Source organism: Bacillus sp. hwrm1 (assembly GCF_040207805.1).
Taxonomy (GTDB): domain Bacteria; phylum Bacillota; class Bacilli; order Bacillales; family Bacillaceae; genus Bacillus; species Bacillus velezensis.
The window spans coordinates 157,328-180,290 of sequence record NZ_CP157943.1 but is presented as its reverse complement, the minus strand read 5'-3'; the positions used below and the strand labels follow the sequence as shown (position 1 = coordinate 180,290).

General features: G+C 43.8%; 26 protein-coding genes and 1 pseudogene. 4 read left to right on the top strand and 23 right to left on the bottom strand.

Features of this window, described 5'->3' with window-relative positions; translation table 11 throughout:
- Positions 1 to 24 precede the first annotated feature (24 nt).
- From ABK447_RS00940 to ABK447_RS00855, 19 genes and pseudogenes are all read right to left on the bottom strand, one after another.
- Positions 25 to 1,464, bottom strand: a complete 1,440-nt coding sequence (locus ABK447_RS00940; RefSeq protein ID WP_015418533.1) for a DEAD/DEAH box helicase — start codon at positions 1,462 to 1,464, stop codon at positions 25 to 27.
- Between the two features lie 54 nt (positions 1,465 to 1,518).
- Positions 1,519 to 1,893 carry a hypothetical protein gene (locus tag ABK447_RS00935; protein ID WP_042635617.1) on the bottom strand — a complete coding sequence of 125 codons (375 nt, stop codon included), beginning with the start codon at positions 1,891 to 1,893 and terminating at the stop codon, positions 1,519 to 1,521.
- 51 nt (positions 1,894 to 1,944) lie between these two features.
- Positions 1,945 to 2,205 (bottom strand): DNA-binding protein, encoded by a 261-nt coding sequence (locus tag ABK447_RS00930; protein WP_100001658.1) that lies wholly within the window; start codon positions 2,203 to 2,205, stop codon positions 1,945 to 1,947.
- A complete protein-coding gene (locus ABK447_RS00925) occupies positions 2,202 to 2,582 on the bottom strand; it encodes a YxiJ family protein (protein WP_100001661.1) in 381 nt (126 codons plus the stop codon). Before ABK447_RS00925 ends, ABK447_RS00930 begins: the two co-directional genes overlap by 4 nt.
- Entirely contained in the window at positions 2,576 to 2,737 is a 162-nt protein-coding gene (locus ABK447_RS00920; RefSeq protein ID WP_164463371.1) for a hypothetical protein, read from the bottom strand. The genes ABK447_RS00925 and ABK447_RS00920 overlap by 7 nt, the downstream gene beginning before the upstream one ends.
- 1 nt (position 2,738) lies before the next feature.
- Positions 2,739 to 3,344, bottom strand: a complete 606-nt coding sequence (locus ABK447_RS00915; protein ID WP_025285507.1) for a hypothetical protein — start codon at positions 3,342 to 3,344, stop codon at positions 2,739 to 2,741.
- Entirely contained in the window at positions 3,326 to 3,835 is a 510-nt protein-coding gene (locus ABK447_RS00910) for a hypothetical protein (RefSeq protein WP_015240874.1), read from the bottom strand. Before ABK447_RS00910 ends, ABK447_RS00915 begins: the two co-directional genes overlap by 19 nt.
- Positions 3,836 to 3,896: 61 nt before the next feature.
- Complete coding sequence (locus tag ABK447_RS00905; protein WP_085341626.1) at positions 3,897 to 4,724, bottom strand: hypothetical protein; 828 nt, start codon at positions 4,722 to 4,724, stop codon at positions 3,897 to 3,899.
- A gap of 42 nt (positions 4,725 to 4,766) precedes the next feature.
- Positions 4,767 to 5,246, bottom strand: coding sequence for a hypothetical protein (locus tag ABK447_RS00900; protein ID WP_025285510.1), 480 nt, complete (start codon positions 5,244 to 5,246; stop codon positions 4,767 to 4,769).
- 67 nt (positions 5,247 to 5,313) lie between these two features.
- Positions 5,314 to 5,721 (bottom strand): hypothetical protein, encoded by a 408-nt coding sequence (locus ABK447_RS00895; RefSeq protein ID WP_025285511.1) that lies wholly within the window; start codon positions 5,719 to 5,721, stop codon positions 5,314 to 5,316.
- Positions 5,722 to 5,724: 3 nt separating this feature from the next.
- Positions 5,725 to 6,135: a hypothetical protein gene (locus ABK447_RS00890; protein WP_032869335.1), complete on the bottom strand. Its 411-nt coding sequence runs from the start codon at positions 6,133 to 6,135 to the stop codon at positions 5,725 to 5,727.
- A gap of 207 nt (positions 6,136 to 6,342) precedes the next feature.
- Positions 6,343 to 6,789: a hypothetical protein gene (locus tag ABK447_RS00885; RefSeq protein WP_032869333.1), complete on the bottom strand. Its 447-nt coding sequence runs from the start codon at positions 6,787 to 6,789 to the stop codon at positions 6,343 to 6,345.
- Positions 6,790 to 6,819: 30 nt separating this feature from the next.
- Positions 6,820 to 6,891 (bottom strand): annotated as a pseudogene (locus ABK447_RS20875) (hypothetical protein); the annotation flags it as partial.
- Positions 6,892 to 7,572: 681 nt separating this feature from the next.
- Positions 7,573 to 8,637 (bottom strand): polysaccharide lyase family 1 protein, encoded by a 1,065-nt coding sequence (locus ABK447_RS00880; RefSeq protein WP_119027044.1) that lies wholly within the window; start codon positions 8,635 to 8,637, stop codon positions 7,573 to 7,575.
- A 142-nt stretch (positions 8,638 to 8,779) separates the two neighbouring features.
- Positions 8,780 to 9,691 carry a DMT family transporter gene (locus ABK447_RS00875; RefSeq protein WP_012118812.1) on the bottom strand — a complete coding sequence of 304 codons (912 nt, stop codon included), beginning with the start codon at positions 9,689 to 9,691 and terminating at the stop codon, positions 8,780 to 8,782.
- A gap of 147 nt (positions 9,692 to 9,838) precedes the next feature.
- Positions 9,839 to 10,285 (bottom strand): universal stress protein, encoded by a 447-nt coding sequence (locus tag ABK447_RS00870; protein ID WP_007407802.1) that lies wholly within the window; start codon positions 10,283 to 10,285, stop codon positions 9,839 to 9,841.
- A gap of 81 nt (positions 10,286 to 10,366) precedes the next feature.
- Entirely contained in the window at positions 10,367 to 11,764 is a 1,398-nt protein-coding gene (locus ABK447_RS00865; protein ID WP_015240882.1) for a 6-phospho-beta-glucosidase, read from the bottom strand.
- Positions 11,765 to 11,782: 18 nt separating this feature from the next.
- Positions 11,783 to 13,618: a beta-glucoside-specific PTS transporter subunit IIABC gene (locus tag ABK447_RS00860; RefSeq protein WP_032867893.1), complete on the bottom strand. Its 1,836-nt coding sequence runs from the start codon at positions 13,616 to 13,618 to the stop codon at positions 11,783 to 11,785.
- A 342-nt stretch (positions 13,619 to 13,960) separates the two neighbouring features.
- Entirely contained in the window at positions 13,961 to 14,053 is a 93-nt protein-coding gene (locus ABK447_RS00855) for a hypothetical protein (RefSeq protein WP_109127561.1), read from the bottom strand.
- Between the two features lie 236 nt (positions 14,054 to 14,289).
- Between ABK447_RS00855 and ABK447_RS00850 the strand changes: the two genes are divergently transcribed.
- Entirely contained in the window at positions 14,290 to 14,679 is a 390-nt protein-coding gene (locus ABK447_RS00850) for a hypothetical protein (protein WP_191974009.1), read from the top strand.
- A gap of 130 nt (positions 14,680 to 14,809) precedes the next feature.
- Here ABK447_RS00850 and ABK447_RS00845 read toward each other — a convergent pair whose 3' ends face one another.
- The 4 genes from ABK447_RS00845 to ABK447_RS00830 form a co-directional block, all read right to left on the bottom strand.
- Positions 14,810 to 15,673 (bottom strand): Cfr10I/Bse634I family restriction endonuclease, encoded by an 864-nt coding sequence (locus ABK447_RS00845; RefSeq protein WP_043020889.1) that lies wholly within the window; start codon positions 15,671 to 15,673, stop codon positions 14,810 to 14,812.
- Between the two features lie 4 nt (positions 15,674 to 15,677).
- Entirely contained in the window at positions 15,678 to 16,025 is a 348-nt protein-coding gene (locus tag ABK447_RS00840; RefSeq protein WP_043020888.1) for a helix-turn-helix domain-containing protein, read from the bottom strand.
- Positions 16,026 to 16,168: 143 nt separating this feature from the next.
- Entirely contained in the window at positions 16,169 to 17,311 is a 1,143-nt protein-coding gene (locus ABK447_RS00835) for a DNA cytosine methyltransferase (protein WP_043020887.1), read from the bottom strand.
- 247 nt (positions 17,312 to 17,558) lie between these two features.
- Positions 17,559 to 18,965, bottom strand: coding sequence for a glycoside hydrolase family 43 protein (locus ABK447_RS00830; RefSeq protein ID WP_203249418.1), 1,407 nt, complete (start codon positions 18,963 to 18,965; stop codon positions 17,559 to 17,561).
- A 241-nt stretch (positions 18,966 to 19,206) separates the two neighbouring features.
- On the opposite strand from ABK447_RS00830, the gene hutP reads away from it, so the two are divergent.
- From hutP to hutU, 3 genes are all read left to right on the top strand, one after another.
- The gene (hutP, locus tag ABK447_RS00825; protein ID WP_015418550.1) at positions 19,207 to 19,653 is read left to right on the top strand and encodes a hut operon transcriptional regulator HutP; all 447 of its coding nucleotides are present in this window, start codon (positions 19,207 to 19,209) and stop codon (positions 19,651 to 19,653) included.
- A 110-nt stretch (positions 19,654 to 19,763) separates the two neighbouring features.
- Positions 19,764 to 21,302, top strand: a complete 1,539-nt coding sequence (gene hutH, locus ABK447_RS00820; RefSeq protein WP_039063838.1) for a histidine ammonia-lyase — start codon at positions 19,764 to 19,766, stop codon at positions 21,300 to 21,302.
- Positions 21,299 to 22,963 carry a urocanate hydratase gene (hutU, locus tag ABK447_RS00815; RefSeq protein WP_015418552.1) on the top strand — a complete coding sequence of 555 codons (1,665 nt, stop codon included), beginning with the start codon at positions 21,299 to 21,301 and terminating at the stop codon, positions 22,961 to 22,963. The genes hutH and hutU overlap by 4 nt, the downstream gene beginning before the upstream one ends.

Below are 22,963 nucleotides of genomic sequence, written 5' to 3'. Positions count from 1 at the left end.
CTGCGCGCGGCAGGCTTTCTTTTTTTATTTCTTGGCTTTATGGACTTTCAGTTTTTTGCCTTTGACCGTTGTATTTTTCATGATGTCAAGAACGTGCGGGCCTTTGCCGTTCAGAATCTCGACGTACGATGCGTTGTCCAAAATCGTGATAATCCCGATATCATCGGCTGAAACGCCGTCGATTTTCGCAATCGTTCCGACAAAATCGACCGCTCTGAGTTTTTTCTTTTTCCCGCCGTTAAAGTACAGCTTCATGATGTCTTTGTTTAACTGTTCGCTTTTGTCTGTTTTGACATCGGGGCGGGCGTTCAGTTTTTCTGCAAAAGCCGCTTTCCGTTCCGCTGTTTCTTTCTCGGACGGCGCCTCCCGCTTCTGGATGCGGAAACCGATATATGTCTCAATGTCATTCAGGAACCGCGATTCAGAAGGCGTCACAAACGTAACGGCCAGTCCGCGGTGTCCGGCGCGCCCCGTTCGGCCGGTGCGGTGCACATAGCTTTCTTTTTCAAGCGGAATATCATAATTGATGACGAGGCTGATGTTTTCAATATCAATTCCTCTGGCGGCAACATCGGTCGCAATGAGATAGCGGAACTCGCCGCGCTTGAATTCATTCATGACGTCAAAGCGGTCTTCCTGCACCATGCCGCCGTGAATTTTATCGCAAGGGTAGCCCAGCCTGTCCAGCTCATCGGTTAACTGGATGACCCTTTCTTTTGTCCGGCAGAATATGATGCAGCTGTCCGGGTTTTCGGTGATCAGGACATCACGCAGCAAAGATGTTTTGTCCTCTTCTTCTGTTCTGGTGACAAAATGCTCAATGTCTTTTGTCGTCAGGCCTTCCGCTTTTACTTCAATCAATTCAGGGTCTTTCATATATGTGCGGCTCAGCTTCTCGACGTCATCCGGCAGCGTCGCTGAAAACAGCATGGTGACTCTGTTTTTCGGCAGATGCTGAATGATGGCTTCCACCTGTTCAATAAATCCCATATTCAGCATTTCATCCGCTTCGTCAATCACTACATACGCCAGCCGTTCAAGCGGCAGCGTCCCTTTTTCTATATGATCAAGCACACGCCCCGGCGTTCCGGCAACGACGTGGCTTTTTTGCTTCAGTTCGGTTTTCTGTTTGTCAAAAGAAGCTTTTCCGAAAACCGCCGTGGCTTTTATCCGTTTGAAACGGCCGATATTCGTGATATCTTCTTTAATCTGCGCCGCAAGCTCGCGGGTCGGCGTTAAAATCAGCGCCTGCGGTTTGTTTTCCTCCCATTCCGCAAGCTCGCAGATCGGAATGCCGAAAGCTGCGGTTTTGCCGCTGCCCGTCTGCGATTTGACAACGAGGTCTTTTTTTTGCAGCGCGGCGGGGATGACGCGCCGCTGCACTTCAGTCGGCTCGGTGTATTGCAAGCCATTCAGCGCCCGTCGGATTTCGGGGCTGATCGCATATTCATTAAACTCATTCATGACTAAACTCCTTCTCTGTCCGGCTCCCCTCATTATACGCGAAATGCCGCCGCTTTACCCTGACGTTTTGCCGGGCCATTCGGGGGACTGCTTTTTCTTCATGTCAAGCACGACCCATTTGGCGCAATAAAAGCTCATGCTTCCTTCCCCGTCATCGACATAGTAGCGGATCGATTCCCAGCCGCCGTCGACCGGGCTGATATCCAGATGGATGTCGGTGATGCTTTCAAGATCATCCAGCCGGGCAGCCCTCACACCCTCAAAACGCAGCACGGCATCATACTGCCCATCAGTCAGATTCAGCTCAAACACCGGGATTTTATCATAATACTCGTTATACCCGGTATAGAACGTAAACTCCGTCAATTCAAAACAACCCGGCGAATCCGGCCCCAGCAGAACTGCTTTCTCATGTTTGTGCCATTCCATTTTTGCCTCCTTTTTTTCTGAATTGGCATGTCTGACTCAAATGAATTTTTCTTACAAACCCCCATGAATTTCTTTATATGTCTGCATCCAATCTTTTAATTCTTCTATCGTATGCAGATAAGAATCAGGCGAATCTTTCAGATCAAACCCGCTCAAATACACGAGCATCTCCCAAACGTTTTCATCCTCAACCGCCGGATCATCTGCACTCACATACTCAGGCGCCCAATCCGACACTTCTTCCCTTACCGCTTGACCGTTCAGGATCAGATCAGCCTTCTTCAGACATTCTGCTATTGTTGGTTCTTTCACGTCAGAAGCCTGCCTTTCTTGTTTAAAATGCTGACCAACAGCCCTCTCACCCGTTCATGCCGCCCGATTTCCCGGCTGAGCTCCGGATAATCCGTTAAAGCATTTTTCAGCTGCGCATATTGAGGATACAGCTCAAAAAAGGATTTATATAAAGCTTTACGCTGCCGCGCAGGCATTTGTTTATCTGCCAACACAAAATCTAAGCTGCCGCAGATAAGCGCGAAATACTCATAAAAATCCCCCGCGCAGTCAGCCCCCTCAAAGTCTTCTTCAAATCTCCCAGCATCTGAAGGCAGCGGACCCTCTAATTCTTTTTTGTGTAATTTCAGGTTTTGGATGACGTCATCATTTAAAGAATATCTGTTGGATCTTAACATCTCAGAATCACTCGAATATCACCTAATTCATCGATGATCGTAAACGAAAGCCCGTCATTCTGATGCCGTCCGAGATACAGATGCCCGCAGTAATCAAAATGACAAAAACATCCTTTTACTGATTCTTCGACTATCTTATTCATTTTTATTTTCATGTCATTGCCCCTTGTATTTATAATGCGCCGCGAGCTTTTTTTGAAATTCATCCGAAACAATCTGATCCGGGAATACAACAGATACCCAGTCTAAAACACGGTCGTCTAAGGGCCTCCATGATCCTAACGTTTTTCCCGCAATCTCCTGATCAATACCTAGAATACAGATTTCAAAATCTCTCTCTCCGTAAATCGCCCACTTTAAAGTCGGTGAAGCCCATACGACGCGGGATGCAATATTCATTATGCTGTCATTTTTACTGTGCTTTGGATAATCAGTTAAGATTGAAAGATATTCATCTTCGGTTATATTTAAAGGAATCTTTAACCAGTTAAAATATCCGAATTCCTCGTAAAACCGATTCATATCATCCGGTTGTGTCAGAACAGCCATTAAGATAAATTCATCGTGATGATGATGCGCCAAACTTTTGAGCATTTCCCAGCCTTCTTCAGACAAGACCCAGTGGAATTCTTCGAATAGATAATAATGTTTTCGTTGTTTAAAAACTTGTTCGGGCAACGCTTTGTCTTCATGAAATAAGGAATATATTCGAAATTGAAAGACTGCCGATTCCTTTGTGTTCTTTATAAAAAAGGGATGCATCTTGTACCTCTTTTCGGCGGTTTACACACAAGCTCACAGCCGTATTCTGTGTGAAATAAACAGACAGAAAATGAGAAGGACGGCTCCACTAAAATAAAGCTGTTAGAAAGCAGCCGGCCTTCAAAATCTATAAAATCCATGAGACAGTGCAGATGACTTGCACAATCCTTCAGCGCACATTTGATAGCACCGACTTCATTACTATACGGATGAAACAGATAAACAATATCATTCATCCGTTCAACCCCCGTATCCGCAATGTTTTCTAAAATAAGCGATATGGCTGTCTCCTTGTCGCTTATATCAACTTCACGCACTGCACTTGGGAAAGAATTCGATAATATAGTCTCAAATATCTGCCTGCTTTGTTCTGCCTCAGCTAATTGATAAACAAACCCTGATTCTTCACAAGATCTTAGCGAGGCACGCACCTGTTTCATTAAAAAATGCCTCTTGTTTTCCTCAAGCTTGTCAATTAACTTTTCTCTCATCACTGAACACTTCCTTACAGGATATTTTCATTCTGCCGGCATGTATGCTGCATAGAAGTAATCAATACTTCACCAGATATAAATCGTTATCATGAAAGATAAACATGCGGTCCTGTACGGCTCTGTACGTTGTTTCTCCTTTTCTATCAATACCGTGTATCATGACGTCAGTCTCTGATAAGCCTTTGTTCTCTTCATGAAATGCAAATAGGGTATCCTCGTGACTCTGAATCAGCAGCACCCTTTTTTTCGAAACGGATAGCTGATCACAATAGGAGTATTGATCGCCGTCCAGCACATATTCTGCAACAGTACGAATTCTGTCCCGTCCAATCTGATAATGCCCGATGATACAGCAATCCTCTCCCTCGAAACATACATACAAATCAGATTTGATCGATTGTACGGCATAGCACTCATGCATCATTTCTTTAAAATCGTCTTTAAAATAAAACGTTCTGTCTTCTGCATGAAAAGCAAATATCGCTTTCCCTTGAGGGTTTCTCTCATCATACATACCCTCGTCCGTTAATCCGATCCATAGTAATCCATCCTCACCCAGATGAAATACATTGGCGCTTAATAGAAAAGAACAAATCGGATTGATTTTATTACTGTTTACGCAGCATACGGCTAATTGACACGTATGATTTTCCAGGTAAACGATCACGATAGTGTCATCATACGAATCAACCAGATAGAAATGGGCATCTTCAGAAAATCCGTGTAACTCTTTTTTGATTAAAAGAGAGCTGCCTTTCATAACCTCCAATATTACTTTGTGATCATGCACCGACACAATAAACACTTGATCATCCCGACCCGCATTGAAATAGATGATGTGCTCTCTTTTATATGACCCAACCCGCTCCGCGGTAAGTTCTAACATCAGCAACACTCCGTTGATTAGGAATCTGGAATTTATATTAAATTAATCAATGATATATAAATCTGCTGCATCGTATTCAAACCAAATGATTTTTTCATTATTTTCAGTAGTTACATCAACCTTTTGAGTGTTCAGGTTCATATAGGACTTATTTTTGGCAGGGTTTGCTATTATAACTACAAAGTCATTGATCGATGCTAAAAAATATAATTCATCTAATAAGTGATCTGCCATCAATTGTTCTTTGGTTAGGGCACATTCAATATGAATGAACTTTTTCGAAACAGTATTCATATGTATCATTTTCTTTTCAACCTTCTTCTTCCATTCTTCAATAAAAGAAGGGAATGCCATTACTTCTATTAGAGCTGTTTCGAACTCTAAGTCATTCATTAATTGAGAAAAAGTATCTTTACTCACTAGATCACATGAATAAATCGAATTGTATTTAAGCGGATTAATCACATTCAGATTCCCTATAGCCCTCAATGATTCTTTTTGTAAATTTAAAGGAGTGTTCATGTTTACCTCCGTAAACGGTTTCGTTATGTAAGAAAAGAGAGGCTGGGAACCTCTCTTATTTGTTTATTTATGATTTCGGATGATACGCATAAAATGATTGGTCGTCAAAGCGAACTGTTTCAGCTTCTACAGCAATCAGCATGCTGTTCATATTTATAAGAAAATTAGCATTTGATTGATACTCCGGAATTACAGCATTTGATAGATTACCGATTCCTTCCGGGTGGTAACTCATCTCAAATACTTGCCAATTGTATTCTTCCGGATCTATTTTTTCTAATCTCATATCACCAATATCTGCACTAAAATAAACAGATGCTGCATTTTGAAAAAGAATGTTATGCGTACATTCGGCTTTATTTTCAACGACCTGAATCTTAAGTGAAAGCTCTTTTTTAAACACATGAAAGTCAAAATGAAGGACAGCGCACCCTCCGTCTATATAATCTACCCATTCATTAATTGTCTTGTACACCGTTTATCTCCCTAATAAAGTTTTGGAGTCTTTGAGATCTGATTTTAAAGTCTTCACGAAAATTTCTAGCTTTTCTTCATTACAGTTCAATTTATAGAAGGTTGTATTTGAATGATTCTCCATAAATCTAATGATAAATCTGTAATGTTCGTTTTCTTTATCAATACTTAGGATAAAAAATGGTTCAATTGTTTCTAAACGTATCCTGTCTTGATTGCCTGCTGATAATGCTTCAATATCTGATATCAGCATTTTATATTCACTTTCTAATAAAACGGCAGAGTAATCGCGGGCGATTGCTTTATTATGTTCCAACAGTTCAAACGTTGTTGAGATAAATGGATCATCCTTCGCCTCATGATACCTTCTCGGTGTTATTTCAAGTTCCAGACAACCGTCTCCGATTTTGGCCATGCTGTCTCCTCGTTCTCTACTTAATAGCTTTAATTTAGTAGTAAATGATTTGAATGACGCTCTGGAATTCAAGCTAAGTTTAAATCGATTGTCACCTTTTACTGTCTCAGTTCTAATCACCTACCCACTTATTATCTATAATTTTTTTTAAAAAGCCTGTTAACCAAAAGATGATCAACAGGCTCATCTATTTTTTATTTAATGCCATTATTTAATAATGTTTATAATATTTTCCTTATGTCTAGATCCTATTCTGATTGTCTCGGAATCTGTTATTTCTATATGATAAAGAACATAATCCAGTAAATCTTTAATAATTGTTTTCTCTGCTAAAGGGGCTCCATTTAATATATCTTTTAACTCAACATCTTTTTCCAATAAGATTATATTTTCATGCGCAATTATTGTATTTTTGTACTCTTCTGCTGAGGTTTTTATAAATGAGATTTTTTTATTAAACAAAGTATTTGTTTTTAAGCTCGCTGAGAATATACAAGTATCACTATCTTTATTTGAAACAGAGTAAGAATACATTGCGTATTGTTTATTTTCCATATTTTTTAATATAACAAATATTAAATCCTCTATTGTTTTATACTCTTTTTCAACCGAATCATAGTCATTGAGAGTTGATATTTCATAAAAATAGTACATTTAATTCTCTCCTTCTATCTTTTATACACTGTAAATCGCCATGAGATAGAATAAGCCGGTTTCTTCGTCGTATTGGTACCCTGCGTAGCGGTATCGATTGTTAACCTCTCTACATCTCTTCCCCAAAAATAACTAAAAGCTATAAACCAATCTTTTAGCATTTTTATTATATCTGTAGCTTCTAAAAACAATTGATTTATCTTATCTTGGATTTCTTTAGCTATTTCCATCACTTTCTAGATCTGATAAATATCCCGCTTTACCTGAAAACAACTTTTTTTCACAAACTCATATATCTAAATGGTCTACACAATAGCCGTCTTCATTATCGTGAAAGCCGGTGCCGTCCAAATAAGCTGCAGAAAAAAATATCAGTGAATGATAGGTACTCTCAAAACAATCTGAGGCCCGTACTTCTTTTCCTATCTCTTTTTCGTCTCCGACTCTCCCAAAAGCAGCTTCAATTTTCAATTCCATTTTTCTAAACTTTTCTTGATTGTTTCTTATTTTGTTTAATGCGATTCGTTCAAATTGTTTTTCTATTTGTAAGATCTCTTTCTGTGTAATAGAATTCAGGTTGATGTTTTCATGTTACTCTCCAGTATTCTGGCAGTTAGGGTGAGTTAAGTTCCACTTCTTGTGCAAAACAGTTTTAACAATAGTAATATCATTGAAATTGTTTATCAATATTTTCCTAGGTATTTAAGGTTATTTTAAGGATTATAGGGATTTTGAACCTTTTATTCATATAAAAAAACCGCCGGCAGCCGGCGGTTTTTCGTATTATGGATAGCGGAGATTTGTATTTTGCGCTCCCGCGTAGGATTGGGCGAAGTTTTTGGCGTCCTGGGCTGAAAGGGTGCCATAGCTGTAATTTGATCTCGGATTCCAGCCGGTGCGCGGTGATTTCGGGGCTTTGAGCGACGGGAATGAACCGGTGTCGGTGAATTGGGCCGTCCCGTAGTCGTCTATCATTCCGCCTTTTTCATTTCCGTTACCGAAATAGTTGGCTTCTGAGAAGACAGTCGCGTTTGTATGAATGGTGAATCCTAAATTGAAATTGGTCACATAGTTGTTTTTCGCGTGAAAATAGCCGTATCTCATCAGGCCCGGTGAACGCACATAGACGTTATTAAAATAGTTGTTGGTGATCGTCATATGCGGATAGCCGATATAATTGCGTCCTTCGTTATCATCATTCGGATAACCGAGAATCAGGCCGTACAGATGGTCTGTGAATTTAGAGTTAGACAGCGTCACAAAATCCGCTTTGGCGCCGACATACAGAAGCTTTCCCAAATCACTGTGGCTGTTCGGATTGTAGCTGTGTCCTTCAAACCACACGTGGTCAATCCAGTAATTCTGTCCGTTCGCTATGTACATCGGAATGTCGTTGTTGCCTGTAATGGCGGCACTATGGCTGATAATGAGATTTTTGAAAATCACATTGTTTGAGCCGGAGCCGGTGGTCAGATAGATGTTGGTCAGCCTGTGGCTGGTATAAGAGCCGACGATGGTTTTATTGGCGCCGACTGTCACAACGGCTTTACCCGGGGAAGAAATATCACTTGTGATGACGATGGTTTTGCGATCCGTTCCGCCCGCATTGTTTTTCAAATCATTGAGATTGCTGACGTAGACGACGGGGCCGCCCTGGCCTCCCGTTACGGCGGATTTTGCTTTTCCGTTATGATCCTTCGCATTGCCCGCGAATCCGGTAAGTCCCTGCATCACATCCGGATAAGCCGCTGCCGCTTCTGCCTGCTTTGATACGGAACATACGATGGCCAGACAAAGCGCAAAGCCGAATGCAGCCAAGAAAGCGAGATGACGCGTCTTCTTTATCATGCCCTTCACTCCTTTAATTTCTTAAATTGTAAACACAAGAAGTATTATACAATTACTATCCTCTTTTTCCATGATCTGTTTGTCTGCTTTTTCGTTATGGCTGAAAAGCCCCAAAATAAAAAAAAGCAGCCGGTACGGCCGCCTATATACGGGTGCTGTCTGCCTGAGTTTCCGCCGGCACGGCTTTTTGCTTTCGAATCAGAGACAGCGCCATTCCCGCAAAAATCAATACAATCCCCAAAGATTGATAAAGGTCGGGGCGAAATCCCGTAAATACGGTGTCAAGCACAATCGCCACCGCCGGATCAAGAAATACGATGATTGAAATAAACCGGGTGGATAAAAACCGCAAGCTGTCAAAAAAGAGCAAATAAACAATTCCCGTATGGATGATACCGGTCGACACAATCATGATCCAGTTCACATGCGACAAATCAGAAAAAGCGCCGAAACGGACGAACGGAAGAAGAATGATAACGCCCAATCCGGTCTGCAAACAGGTGACGGCGTATGGGCTGAGGCTGTTGATGCCTTTCCCGGCCAGTGTCGTAAAAGCATAAAAAAGAGCGGCCAGCACGGCCCAAATAATACCCGATCCCATCAGCTGAGAAAATGATGTACTTCCGTTGATGCCGGAAATCAGGGCGGTGCCCAGAAAACAAATTACGATGGAAGTGACGGACACCATATGCAGTTTCTCCCGGTATATAAGGCTCCCCAGAAGAAGGACGAGAACCGGAGCCAGATGATAAACGGAAATCGCTATCGTCACTGATGTCTCCTCAAACGATTTAAATAAAAACACCCAGTTCAGCACGAGAAAAAATCCGCAGGCCAGTGTCTGCAGCACCTCCCGCCGGTTCCATTGTTCGGTGCGGTACCGTCCGGAACCAAACCAGCAAACGCCCAGAAACAATGAGGCGCACAGACATCTCACAAAGACCAGTTCAATTGAAGGCACATTCGTATGTTCTGAGAAAAAGCCGATTGATCCGAAAATGACCATGGAAATGACCATTTTGATGACGGCATTTGATGTTTGTTCAGCTTGCATTGATTTGCTTCCTCCATATCATTGGCTGTTTATTCAGACAAATACTAACAGCCATTTTACTTGATTCAGAGGAAGATTTCACCCTATTTTTCGAAAACCGGCGGTCTTTTCTCATGAAAAAAACCCCGCATCAGCAGGGTCTTCTGTTTAATGAACGATCAGTACAGGACAAGGAGACAATTGTGAGACCTTATGGCTCACGCTTCCGAGCATCATTTCTTTAAATCCGCTGATTCCGCGGCTTCCGACGACAATCAGATTGAAATGCTGTTCTTTCGCTATGTTTAAAATTTGATGCGCAGGTTCGCCTTGGACGTACAGGCTTTCCGCATTTACTCCGCTTTCTGCCGCTTTCTGCTTGGCATCTTCCAGAATGGCTGCTCCTTTTTGTTCGACTTCATGTTTGATGTCTTCAATGAAGTTTTCCGGAACATAGACAATCCCGGTTAAAGCTGATGTGGAGACAACGGCTTCACGTCCCGCATAGAGAATGGTGAGTTCAGCCTGCTGTTCTTTCGCCAGATGGATCGCTGCGTCCAGGGCTTTATTGCTCATGTCTGAACCGTCTACTGCTGCAAGAATTTTTTTAAACATATGAATCCCGCCTTTCTGCTTTTATTGTCCTCCTCTCTTTGCTGAATGTCAATTTTGCCGGCTTTCTCCGGAACATTGCGCTTACAGACTTTCTCCGTTTGTGGCGATGACGTCTTTATACCAATAAAAACTTTTCTTTTTCTTTCTTTCAAACGTGCCTTTTCCGTCATTGCCGCGGTCGACATAGATATAGCCGTAGCGTTTTTTCATTTCTGCCGTTGAGGCGCTGACGAGGTCAATCGGCCCCCACGACGTGTAGCCGATCAGGTCGACGCCGTCTTCAATCGCTTCTCTTGCCTCTATTAAATGATCACGCAGATAATTGATGCGGTAGTCATCCTGAATGGTTCCGTCCTCCTCCGGCTGATCAACCGCGCCGAGTCCGTTTTCGACGATGAAGAGCGGTTTCTGATAACGGTCGTACAGCGTGTTTAAGGTGATGCGCAAGCCCTTCGGATCAATCTGCCAGCCCCATTCGGAAGATTTCAGGTACGGGTTTTTCACGCCGCCGAGAAGATTTCCCTTAGATTGCGCCAGATCCTCAGGCGCCGTGCTGGCCGTCATCGACATGTAGTAGCTGAAGCCGATGTAATCCACCGTATGTTCTTTCAGGAGCGCCTCGTCTCCTTCCTTCATCTCGATCGTAATTCCGTTTTCTTTAAAGAAGCGTTTCATATAGCCCGGATAGCTGCCCCTCGCCTGTACATCAGAAAAGAACAGCGTGCTCCGCTCTTTTTGCAAAGCCGCATATACATCCTCCGGCTTCGGCGTCATCGGATACGTCGTCGTCGCGGCGATCATGCAGCCGATCTGTGAATCCGGGATGATCTCATGGCCTGCTTTTACCGCCAGCGCGCTCGCCACAAATTGATGGTGGGCCGCTTGGTACATCGTGTTTTGTTTATTTTCGCCTTCCCGGAATATAAGGCCGCCGCCTGTAAACGGAGCGTGAAGAACGACGTTGATCTCATTGAAGGTCATCCAATATTTCACCTTGTCTTTATAACGGGTGAAAACCGTGCGGGCGTATCGCTCATAGAAATCGACCGTCCGGCGGTTTCTCCAGCCGCCGTAGTTTTTCACAAGACCGAGCGGCATCTCATAGTGAGAAATCGTGACGACCGGTTCTATCTGATGTTTTCTCAATTCGTCAAACAAACGGTCGTAAAATTGCAGCCCTTCTTCATTCGGTTCTGTTTCATCACCGTTCGGAAAGATTCTCGTCCACGCAATGGAGGTGCGAAACGCTTTAAAGCCCATCTCCGCAAACAGGGCGATATCCTCTTGATAGCGGTGATAAAAATCAATCGCGTCGTGATACAGATTCAGCGCATCGTCTGTCTCATGAAACGGAGACATAATGCCATCCGGGGAGACATCCGCCGTAGAAAGTCCTTTGCCTCCTTCTTTATAAGCTCCTTCAATCTGATTGGCAGCCGTTGCGCCGCCCCATAAAAAACCTTCCGGAAATCTCTTCATGTTTTCTCCACCTCTTTTTCAGGATAACGCCAGAAGCGCTTCGTTCGGTTTGACCATTCCGCTTTTTTTCACGTCTGTAAATGAATATTGATCCGTATTCGTAATGATGACCGGCGTGATCACGTCAAAACCGGCAGCCTTTATCTCGTCGATATCAAAAGTAATCAGCAGATCTCCCGGCGCGACAGTATCGCCTTCTTTGACGTGCATCTCAAAATGCCTGCCATCCAGCCGGACGGTATCAAGCCCGATATGAATGAGAACCTCGGCTCCCCGGGTGCTCGTAATGCCGATGGCGTGCTTTGTTTTAAATACGGCTGTCACCCTCCCTTCTACGGGAGAAACCGCTGCGCCCTCTTCAGGCAGAATCGCAAAACCTTTTCCCATCATTCCACCGGAAAAGACGCTGTCGTTCACTTCGCTTAATGCTTTCACTTCGCCTTTAATCGGGCTGTGAATGATTTCTCCGCCTGCCGTCACACCCGGCGTTTCAGATGCTTTGTCCCGTTCAGACTGTACATCCTCAAACCCGATCAGAAGTGCCGCCGCCATACCCGCCGCAAACGAGATAAAAAGCCCGATCAGCGCGTAAAGAAACGTCGGCCCGATAAAGACCGGAATGCTCGGCAGACCGGCGTTTCCGCCCACAATGTAAGAAGCGACGCCCGTTATACCGTAAAAAGCTCCGCCTGCCGCGCCGCCGATTAAAGCAGCCGCGAACGGTTTTTTCAATCTCATGTTGACGCCGTACATCGCGGGTTCGGTAATGCCCATCAATGCCGTAATGCCCGTCGTAAATGCCAGCGATTTGAAGGTTTTGTTTTTTGATTTTAAGAAAACCGCAAATGACGCGCCGGCCTGCCCCATATTCGCCAAAAACATCGCAGGCAGAATGTAATCATGTCCGTTTTGGGCGATGTTATTGATCATGATCGGCACAAGCGCATAATGCATGCCGGTCATAATGATAAGAGAAAATGTGCCGGCAAGCAGAATCATCGCGGCAATGCCCGCATGATTGAACAAATCATTGACGCCGACAGACAGATAATTCCCGAGAATCGCGCCGAGCGGGCCGACTGTGATCAGGGTGACAGGCACGACGATCACGAGCGTAAGCATCGGAACGGCAATCAATTTCAAAGATGAAGGCGTGATTCGGTCAATTCCTTTCTCTACATAGGACATCAGCCATATCGCCAGCAAAATCGGGATAACTGTCGATGAATACGTGGCAGCGGTTACAGGAAGACCGATAAAGGAGATGCTTTTCCCTGCTCCAAGCAGGGCCGTTAAATCCGGATGCAGAATCGCACCCGCCACAGCGGCCGCCACGTAAGGATTACATCCGAATTTTCTCGCCGCGCTTACCGCAAGCAAAAGCGGCAGAAAATAAAACGCACCGTCACCGACAGCCGTGAGAATGCTGTGAGTCTGGCTCTTCTCCGACATCCAGCCGAATGTCACCGCTAACGCGACAAGTCCTTTTATCATGCCGGCTCCGGCAATGGCCGGCAGAATCGGTGTAAACACGCCGGAAATCACGTCAAATACGGCACTCAGCACATTTTTCTTCTGCTTCGAAGTTTTGTTTGCGCTTTCATCACTGAGCCCGCTGCTCTCCATCAAAGCCTGATACACCTTCGGCACATCATTGCCGACAATGATCTGAAATTGCCCCCCGCTGATATTTGTCCCCATCACGCCTTCCGTCTGTTCCAGCCCGTCCCGATCTGCTTTCGCATTGTCATACAGATTAAAACGAAGCCGCGTCATGCAATGAATGACACTCTGAACATTCTCCTCCCCGCCGACAAGTTGTAAAATCTCTTTTGATATTTTATGATAGTCCATGAGTATACCTCCTTAAAAATGGGGGAACTGCCGGACGAAAGGTGCCCGCCTTTCTCCGGCTTTTTTTGTTATGAAATCAGCATCACCTCCGAAAAAAGGGTATAAAAAAAACCCAAACTGCACAGAACACGGGGGTCTCCCCCTGTCTGACGCAATTTAGGTTTTGCCTGCGGTTTGCAGTAACAATCCTGGGTGAATGATATTGGGTTGATATGTATACTTTAGCACTGGCTTTACGGGGTGTCAACGCTTACATTTTGAATTCAAGGTTAGTATTTACTAATCAAGTTTATTTTATTCTTTTAATAAATATACACTTTCATTTTCTGAAAAACTTTGAAACTAATTGACTAATCTTTTCATGTTCTCTTCTTTTGAAGATAAAGATAGATCGTAACCATTTTTATGCGGTAAACAGTTAATAAAACCTTCCATATCAGCAGGAAAATCTAAATCTGCGAAACTTCAAAATCACACCAATTTAAAATTAGATTAAATCGTTTCAAATTACATCCGTGTTAATTGATGGATTGGTGAGTATGTAAATTAAATCGTTTAAATTAAAGCTCTTATTCTAAATAAAGATGATTATTAGGTATGAATAATGCTAAAATGATCTAAGACTTACAACACAATTTACCATATGTATATAAGAAAGGAAGCAAGTTTTGATGAAGTATAATTTTATAAAGGGCAAATTATATACAAGGAAATTGATTTTTCAAATAATCGGTCTTTCTTTAGAAAAACAAAAAGGGGGTAACTGGTTTACAGGGTATGCAAGTTATAATAACGATAATTTTCTTTTTGTTAATTTAGGAAAGGGAAGGACAGGTCATAATCATTTTAACAAACTAAATGGTAACTGTTTAGATTGGTATGGGAAATTAGATTCAAAATTAATACATCCATCTATACAACGTATGGTTAGTACTGTAAGTAGTAATTACTTTTTTGTTAGAGAAGATAGCAGTGACCCACGCTTCAAATTTATGGGAAAAGGGGTAGCAAAACAAGTATTCAATGAAGTTCCTGTAAGAATTTTGTGGCATATAGAATAATGATTGTGAGGGCTTAATTGACCCTCACTCGTTAGAATATTTTCTATGTAAGTCTTTTAAATTCAATACTTTCGGGAAGATAGCTGATTAGGCGATCTACTCACATGTTTTATATGACTAATAAATAATTTCAATTTAATATTTGATCAAACATCTTGGGAATTTGCTCTGTATTACTTATGTGAAAAAGGTGGTCTACCGCTCTTTCTGGAGTAGAGTTCACATTTACTATAGTATGAGTTGCTGCTGTTTCAAGCGCATCTTGATCTTTTCCAGACACCTTCGACATTGAGGCAGCATAATATTTAAAATATACGTCTTTATTCCAGTTCCTCATTTTTAAATGGGCAAAGAGAGACTTTAATATATTTCCCTCATGCACTAACTGTGATCTTCTGTCAGGTCTAAGAGAAGTCTTTAGACCAATTCCACCAATTAATGAACTCCATTCACACCTCCCCTCTAAGTCTTTGTAACTATTATCTATAATTTTCATATTATGGACACTCATATTTTTAATTTTTTCATTATGAAACGTTTTTTTTAAGTCTTTTTGTCTGATAATTAAAATATCAGGGTTCGATGTAATCATTTTCACCTGTGGATTAGCTAAAGTAAGAGATTTTTCTAGATCATTTAGTAAAGTCCGGGATTTTTCATTAAAAATCCTTTGAAAATTAAAGGTTTGTTTATTAGGAAGTTTAATTATGGAAATATCTTTAATTTTATTTTCTATTAAATAATTCCAAGCGTAAATAGCTACGATCACTTCAAACCATTTACCGTTAACATTTGACAAAGCATTTGTACTAGGATTTATATAAGCCTTTGCTTTACAAACCTGCTTTACATAGGATTTCAAATTATCCAAAATTTCACTTATATCACCGCTAGGTAGTGTGTCTTCGAAACACTCAGCTAAAGCAGTTAACGGTTTTATTGTAATTTTTCCTTCTTTTTTTACCTCTACACAATTACTATCACCTAAATGCATACATTTACTCCTCGGTATTAGACATTGTCTCATATTTATAGATTTCATTTGCGATATTAACGAGTAATTTTTTTCCTTTAGGACTGAGTTTGGATATTAACACACCCATATTAGATGGTAATTCAGCATTTCTATTATCATCTCTTAATAAGATGCTTTCCATACTAGTATTCAACTTTTCAGATATTTTCACTAATAACTCTATACTTGGAAGGCCATTTCCATTTTCTATCCTTTTTAAGTTTTCTACTGAAGTAGAAATGCTTTCTGCAAAATCTTCTCGTTTAATTAATTTCTGCTCCCTCATTTTTCTGATACGAATTCCTATCTCTAAAACATTTAGCGTTGCCAAGTCTATCACCACCCCGTATTACAAGGTTACAACATTTGAAATTTTGTTGGAGTTATTTTGAATATCAAAAACGTTATTCTTAATACCCACCAATTAAGCCAAACTAGAAATTTAAAAAAGACTGGAACAAATAGTCCAGTCTTTTACTTTAAAACATCTAATATATTTAAAAAATCAAGAATTGTATTAGCTATTCCATATGAAGCTACATAAGGAACCCCATTACCAATCGTTTTAAATGAATTTGTTAACGTCATATCTTGGGGTAAAACAAACTCTTTTGGTAAAGATTGAATAGCTAAAGCCTCAGAAACAGAAATACGGCGAGATTTATAAGGGTGAATATGGACCTCGTTATTACCATAGCTAGCGGTCGGAGAATAGCGCCAACGATGTAACCTTTTATATGATTTCTTAGATACATCTCCCTCCGCTATTGATTGAAACTTTATTAGACCAGCTTTTGGTTGGAAGTATTTTTTGTTATTCGGATGCTGGTAAACTTGGTTTTTTCTAAACCAATGTTCCACAGTCAATTCTTCTATAATATTATTAGGAGGTTGAGTTGTTGAGTTTTCATTATATTTGTCTACTTCAGGCCATATTATATTATTTATTTCATTAATACTATACTTTATATTTTTCTCCCACGGGAAAGCATCTTCTTTTATGGAGGTACCTTCAAGAATATCCTTAGTACCCAAATTTCCCAACATCTCTTTTTTAAAGCCAATCATAATAATTCTTTCTCTATGCTGAGGTGCTCCATATTCAAGAGCATTTATTAATTTTTCAGTAGTTATATATCCTGATGAATGAAGAATTGTCTTCATTTCTTCATAGAAAATTCTGTGCTTTTTTGTACGCCATAATCCTTTTACATTTTCAAAAACAAAGAAATCCGGGGTCTGCTGGCGAATAAGTTCAATATAGGTTGCAGTAAGTCTACCATTTTCACCAGTACCTCCTTTATTCTTTCCTCCAACTGAAAAATCAGGGCAAGGTGGCCCACCTATAAACCCCACTATACCTTCTTTTTTAGATTTATCTACTAGTTCTGAAAGATAATTTTTCCCCTCTGTTTGAGTAAGCGTAGTAATATCACCTTCATAGTAGCCATATTGAGGAGGTTCCATTCCAAGTTTCGCTCTCGAGAATTTATATGCTTCCATAAAAGGTTGGTGTACTTCATTAGTAAAAACAATATCATAACCACTTCTCTCGAACCCTAAATCTAAAAAACCTGCACCCGAAAAAAATGAAAAAATTTTTGGTTTTCTATTCATTAAATCGTTTTCCTCTCATAATATATATTCGATTTCAATTTTTACTTATAACTTAGCTTATTATAATCGACTCTTTATAAAAGAACAAATATTCGTCTTAAATCACATTAACTATGATGTAAATTTAGAATTGTAAAACAACGTGTTAAATCATTGTATTTAACAAAAAAAACGATAAAGCTTTTTTATCTTTATCGTTTAACCTCCGGTAAAATTCTTTTTTATCCTTTGCAACATACTTACGAGATTACTTCACTCCCCAAACAGCCTCCCCATCACCGCTCAGCACACTAAACGTCACAACTTCTTTCTCTCTCGCTGAGTCCCATTCTTTCAGGAAGACGCCGTCATAATTTGTGCCGTTCAGGTTAATTCGGGCTTTGCTGCTGTCCGTTTTTGTCCAGGTTCCGGTCATTTCCCCGGAAATGGTGCCGTCGTTGTTAAGCCGGATGTTTTTTGGGGTTTTGATCGTAGCTGTGATGTCTTTTCCGTGCTGGATGAGTTTGTAGGCTCCGGATGCGGCGGATGCCGATATCTGTGTATCCGGTTCTCCCGCGTAGCGGTATGGCGCTGCAACGGGCCAGCCGTCTTTGTTCATGTACAGCCGATGTACTCTGACTTCGTGCTCTTCGCCTCTGTTCGGGAAACGGGTGTGGAAAATGAGGTATGATCGTTTCGTTTTCCCGTCGTAAAACACGGAGTTGTGTCCCGGCGATACGTAGCCCGTGCCTTTTTCAGATTGTGAGGCGAAGCTGTATCCGCCCATGAGTTTGACACCGTACGGTTCAATTGCTTTGTCGTCGAAGAAACTGCCGTCTTTTCCTTTGGCATCAAGCATGTTATGGCCTGCGGCGTCATAGTACGGACCGTCCGGATTTTTAGAGCGCGCCACACGCATATGATAACCGCCGGCTGCGTCAAGTCCGCCGAATGACAGATACAGATAGTAATATTTCGTTTCCGGATTGTAGCTGATGTACGGGCCTTCGATTCTGCTGTGATTTCCGCCGAGCAGTTTTTTTCCGTAGCCTTGGTTCGGGAGCGGGAAACCGGTTTTCGGATTCATTTCTAGTATAAAAATCCCCCCGGAGTAAGAGCCGTACACCATCCAGAGCTTGCCTTTATGGTCAACAAACGTTTGCGGGTCTACGACGTTCGGGTGAACGTTTGCATTATACGTCGTGCCGGCTTCGCTTTTTCCTTCCATGCCCGATTTCAAAAAGATGCCTTTGTTTTTGTAGGGCCCTTCGATTTTGTCACTCACGGCGACACCGAGAGCGGATCGCGGCGAGTCTCCTTTACAGGCGTTATAGTACATGTAATATTTCCCGTCAGACAGCTGGGCGACGTCCGGCGCCCACAGCGTATCAGACTGGGCCCAGTCGAATGTCTCTTTTAATTCGGTGTAGACGTTCGGGATCAAGGGATTATTGGGATTGACGCTTGAAGACATCTGCTGCCACTGCATCAGGTTTTTCGACTTGGCGGAAGCCAAATGTGAGCCGAATACATAATATGTATCTCCTGTTTTAATGACGGACGGATCATGCACGCTGACCTCTGAAAAAACCGGATGCTGGGCTTTTGCCTGCGGCAGAGTGAATCCGATGACCGCTGCTGAGACCAGGCACACACGAAAGAAACTGGTTTTCATTTTCTGAAATCTCCTCGCTCTCTTCTTTTCTTAAGACGCTTTCAAGACAACGCTCCATTTTATGACGCGGATGACGGAAATATGTGATCAACAGCGCCGGCTTCGCGATGTACCGCTTTACTTCGATAACAATCTGATTTGTGAAAGACTGGAAAAAAAGTTTTGACTTCTGATTCGCAAACACTTAATATAAAAAACAGTTACTAGTTATCAGAATATTTAAGAATTGAGTGAAGCATATATGACCTTACACAAAGACCGCCGCATCGGGCGACTGTCCGTCCTTCTTCTGCTTCATGAGACTGAAGAAAACCAGCAGATCAGCCGGCTGGAACAGGACGGCTGGAAAGTCTGTCTCGGCAGGGTGGGTTCAATGGATGCGCATAAAGTGGTAGCCGCAATTGAAACCGCTTCCAAAAAGAGCGGTGTCATTCAATCTGAGGGTTATCGCGAATCACATGCGCTGTATCATGCCACAATGGAAGCTTTGCACGGAGTGACGAGGGGCGAAATGCTGCTTGGCTCGCTGCTTCGTACCGTGGGCCTGAAGTTTGCCGTCTTGCGGGGAAATCCGTATGAAAGCGAGGCGGAAGGCGATTGGATCGCTGTTTCACTTTACGGCACGATCGGAGCTCCGATTAAGGGGCTTGAGCACGAAACATTCGGAGTCGGAATTAATCACATATGAATCAGCCCATAGATTTCAGATGATAGGGGGCTATGCGTGAAATATCATTTTCATGGCATAGCTCCTTTTTGTATGGGCGCTTTACCAAAGTAAAGGAAGGGGTTGAAATGATGGTGACGTTAGACGGTTCCTCACTGACAACCGCAGATGCCCAGCGTGTGCTGTTTGATTTTGAAGAGGTTCAAGCATCTGCCGAAAGCATGGAACGTGTGAAAAAAAGCAGGGCGGCGGTTGAACGGATCGTTCAAGAAGAGAAGACCATTTACGGGATTACGACGGGATTCGGCAAGTTCAGCGATGTGCTGATTCAAAAAGAAGACGCTGCGGATCTGCAGCTGAATCTGATTCTTTCTCACGCGTGCGGCGTCGGTGATCCATTTCCGGAATCTGTATCGCGGGCCATGCTGCTTTTGCGCGCCAATGCCTTGCTGAAAGGCTTTTCCGGCGTGCGGACTGAGCTGATTGATCAACTGCTCGCGTATCTCAATCATCGCATTCACCCGGTCATCCCGCAGCAAGGGTCACTGGGGGCGAGCGGGGATTTGGCGCCGCTTTCTCATCTCGCACTGGCGCTTATCGGTCAAGGCGAAGTCTTTTACGAAGGGGCCCGGATGCCGACAGCTCATGCTTTAGAACAGACAAACCTTCAGCCGGCCGTCCTGACCTCTAAGGAAGGGCTCGCGCTGATCAACGGAACGCAGGCCATGACCGCGATGGGACTGATCGCTTACCTCGAGGCCGAAAAGCTGGCCTATCAGTCGGAACGGATCGCGAGCTTAACGATCGAAGGCCTTCAGGGCATTATCGATGCGTTTGACGAGGACATTCATGCCGCCCGCGGTTATCAGGAACAGATGGATGTCGCAGAGCGAATCCGCTATTACTTGTCAGACAGCAAGCTGACGACCGTCCAAGGGGAGCTGCGTGTCCAGGACGCCTATTCGATCCGCTGTATTCCTCAAGTCCACGGCGCATCATGGCAGACATTAGCGTATGTAAAAGAAAAATTAGAAATTGAGATGAATGCCGCGACAGATAACCCGCTCATTTTCGAAGACGGCGCCAAAATCATCTCAGGCGGAAACTTTCACGGACAGCCGATCGCCTTTGCCATGGATTTTCTCAAAGTGGCGGCGGCCGAGCTTGCGAATATTTCTGAACGCCGGATCGAACGGCTTGTGAATCCGCAGCTGAATGACCTGCCGCCCTTTCTGAGCCCTCAGCCCGGCTTACAATCCGGAGCGATGATCATGCAATATGCGGCGGCCTCCCTCGTGTCAGAAAATAAAACCCTGGCCCATCCCGCCAGTGTCGATTCCATTCCTTCATCGGCAAACCAGGAGGATCACGTCAGCATGGGAACCATCGCCTCAAGGCACGCCTACCAGATCATTGCGAATACGAGACGGGTGCTTGCCGTTGAAGCCATTTGCGCGCTGCAGGCCGTGGAGTACCGGGGTGCGGAACATTGCGCCTCGTACACAAAACAGCTCTATCACGAAATGAGAAACATCGTGCCGTCCATACAAGAAGACCGCGTGTTTTCTTATGACATCGAGCATCTGAGTGACTGGCTGAAGAAGGAGTCTTTTCTGCCGAATGAGCATCACCAAAAACTGATGACCAATGAAGGGGGACTTACAAGATGACTGATGTAAAGAAATCAATCCGCGCCGGCCGCGGCACCGAACTTGAATGCTTAGGATGGGAGCAGGAAGCTGTGCTCCGCATGCTCCGAAACAACCTTGACCCGGAGGTTGCCGAAAAGCCGGAGGATCTGATCGTATACGGCGGCATAGGCAAGGCCGCACGAAACTGGGATGCTTTTCACGCGATTGAGCGTTCCCTCAAAACGTTAAAAGATGATGAAACACTGCTGATCCAATCCGGAAAACCGGTCGGACTGTTCCGCACGCACAGCCGCGCGCCCCGCGTCCTGCTGGCTAATTCGGTTCTCGTGCCGAAATGGGCGGATTGGGAGCATTTCCATGACCTTGAGAAAAAAGGGCTGATGATGTACGGGCAGATGACGGCCGGCAGCTGGATTTATATCGGCTCACAAGGTATTTTGCAAGGCACCTATGAAACCTTTGCTGAGCTTGCGAGACAGCATTTCGGCGGCAGTCTGAAAGGAACCCTTACGCTGACGGCCGGACTTGGCGGAATGGGAGGCGCTCAGCCGCTGTCCGTCACGATGAATGATGGCGTCGTCATCGCCGTTGAAGCGGATGAAACACGGATTGATAAACGCATTGAAACAAACTATTGCGACCGTAAAACAGCATCAATTGACGAAGCGCTGCGCTGGGCCGAAGCAGCCAGACAAGCCGGAGAGCCTTTATCGATCGGCCTTCTCGGTAATGCAGCTGAGGTGCATCATGAGCTTTTGAACCGCGGCGTCCATATTGACATCGTGACCGATCAGACTTCCGCTCACGACCCGCTGATCGGCTATATTCCGGCAGGATACTCACTTGAAGAGGCCGACCGCCTGCGCCGGGAGCAGCCTGAATTATACGTAAGGCTTTCCAAGCAGAGTATGAAAAAGCATGTGGAAGCCATGCTCGCCTTCAAGAAAAAAGGGGCTATCGTCTTCGATTACGGCAACAATATCCGCCAGGCTGCCAAAGATGAGGGTCTCGCCGATGCTTTTGATTTTCCGGGATTCGTTCCCGCCTACATCCGGCCTTTATTTTGTGAAGGAAAAGGGCCGTTCCGCTGGGCCGCGCTGTCGGGAGACCCTGAAGATATATACCGCACTGACGCTTTATTAAAAGAGCTGTTTCCAGAAAATCAAGCCCTTCACCGCTGGATTGACATGGCACAGAAAAAAGTCACATTCCAAGGCCTGCCGTCCCGTATTTGCTGGCTCGGCTACGGTGAACGGGAAAAGATGGGGCTCGCCATTAATGAATTGGTCAGAAACGGCGAGCTGAAAGCCCCGATCGTCATCGGAAGAGACCATTTAGACTGCGGATCTGTCGCCTCTCCGAATCGGGAAACAGAAGCGATGAAAGACGGAAGCGACGCGGTCGGCGATTGGGCGGTGCTGAACGCGCTGATCAACACGGCCTCAGGCGCAAGCTGGGTTTCTTTTCACCACGGCGGGGGCGTCGGCATGGGGTATTCCCTTCACGCGGGAATGGTCGCGGTCGCTGACGGCAGCATCCTTGCGGAACAACGGCTTTCCCGCGTTCTGACAAGCGATCCGGGAATGGGCATCATCCGCCATGCGGACGCAGGTTATGAAAAAGCGGCTCAAGTCGCCGAGGAACAAGACATTATGATACCGATGAAAAAGGAGCGGTAA

Excerpts from the sequence above, each read along its gene's own strand:
- ABK447_RS00940 (WP_015418533.1), bottom strand. The coding sequence starts at position 1,464 with ATGAATGAGTTTAATGAATATGCGATCAGCCCCGAAATCCGACGGGCG.
- ABK447_RS00935 (WP_042635617.1), bottom strand. The coding sequence starts at position 1,893 with ATGGAATGGCACAAACATGAGAAAGCAGTTCTGCTGGGGCCGGATTCG.
- ABK447_RS00925 (WP_100001661.1), bottom strand. The coding sequence starts at position 2,582 with ATGTTAAGATCCAACAGATATTCTTTAAATGATGACGTCATCCAAAAC.
- ABK447_RS00920 (WP_164463371.1), bottom strand. The coding sequence starts at position 2,737 with ATGAAAATAAAAATGAATAAGATAGTCGAAGAATCAGTAAAAGGATGT.
- ABK447_RS00915 (WP_025285507.1), bottom strand. The coding sequence starts at position 3,344 with ATGCATCCCTTTTTTATAAAGAACACAAAGGAATCGGCAGTCTTTCAA.
- ABK447_RS00910 (WP_015240874.1), bottom strand. The coding sequence starts at position 3,835 with ATGAGAGAAAAGTTAATTGACAAGCTTGAGGAAAACAAGAGGCATTTT.
- ABK447_RS00905 (WP_085341626.1), bottom strand. The coding sequence starts at position 4,724 with ATGTTAGAACTTACCGCGGAGCGGGTTGGGTCATATAAAAGAGAGCAC.
- ABK447_RS00900 (WP_025285510.1), bottom strand. The coding sequence starts at position 5,246 with ATGAACACTCCTTTAAATTTACAAAAAGAATCATTGAGGGCTATAGGG.
- ABK447_RS00890 (WP_032869335.1), bottom strand. The coding sequence starts at position 6,135 with ATGGCCAAAATCGGAGACGGTTGTCTGGAACTTGAAATAACACCGAGA.
- ABK447_RS00885 (WP_032869333.1), bottom strand. The coding sequence starts at position 6,789 with ATGTACTATTTTTATGAAATATCAACTCTCAATGACTATGATTCGGTT.
- ABK447_RS00880 (WP_119027044.1), bottom strand. The coding sequence starts at position 8,637 with ATGATAAAGAAGACGCGTCATCTCGCTTTCTTGGCTGCATTCGGCTTT.
- ABK447_RS00875 (WP_012118812.1), bottom strand. The coding sequence starts at position 9,691 with ATGCAAGCTGAACAAACATCAAATGCCGTCATCAAAATGGTCATTTCC.
- ABK447_RS00870 (WP_007407802.1), bottom strand. The coding sequence starts at position 10,285 with ATGTTTAAAAAAATTCTTGCAGCAGTAGACGGTTCAGACATGAGCAAT.
- ABK447_RS00865 (WP_015240882.1), bottom strand. The coding sequence starts at position 11,764 with ATGAAGAGATTTCCGGAAGGTTTTTTATGGGGCGGCGCAACGGCTGCC.
- ABK447_RS00860 (WP_032867893.1), bottom strand. The coding sequence starts at position 13,618 with ATGGACTATCATAAAATATCAAAAGAGATTTTACAACTTGTCGGCGGG.
- ABK447_RS00855 (WP_109127561.1), bottom strand. The coding sequence starts at position 14,053 with ATGGAAGGTTTTATTAACTGTTTACCGCATAAAAATGGTTACGATCTA.
- ABK447_RS00850 (WP_191974009.1), top strand. The coding sequence starts at position 14,290 with ATGAAGTATAATTTTATAAAGGGCAAATTATATACAAGGAAATTGATT.
- ABK447_RS00845 (WP_043020889.1), bottom strand. The coding sequence starts at position 15,673 with ATGCATTTAGGTGATAGTAATTGTGTAGAGGTAAAAAAAGAAGGAAAA.
- ABK447_RS00835 (WP_043020887.1), bottom strand. The coding sequence starts at position 17,311 with ATGAATAGAAAACCAAAAATTTTTTCATTTTTTTCGGGTGCAGGTTTT.
- ABK447_RS00830 (WP_203249418.1), bottom strand. The coding sequence starts at position 18,965 with ATGAAAACCAGTTTCTTTCGTGTGTGCCTGGTCTCAGCAGCGGTCATC.
- hutP (WP_015418550.1), top strand. The coding sequence starts at position 19,207 with ATGACCTTACACAAAGACCGCCGCATCGGGCGACTGTCCGTCCTTCTT.
- hutH (WP_039063838.1), top strand. The coding sequence starts at position 19,764 with ATGGTGACGTTAGACGGTTCCTCACTGACAACCGCAGATGCCCAGCGT.
- hutU (WP_015418552.1), top strand. The coding sequence starts at position 21,299 with ATGACTGATGTAAAGAAATCAATCCGCGCCGGCCGCGGCACCGAACTT.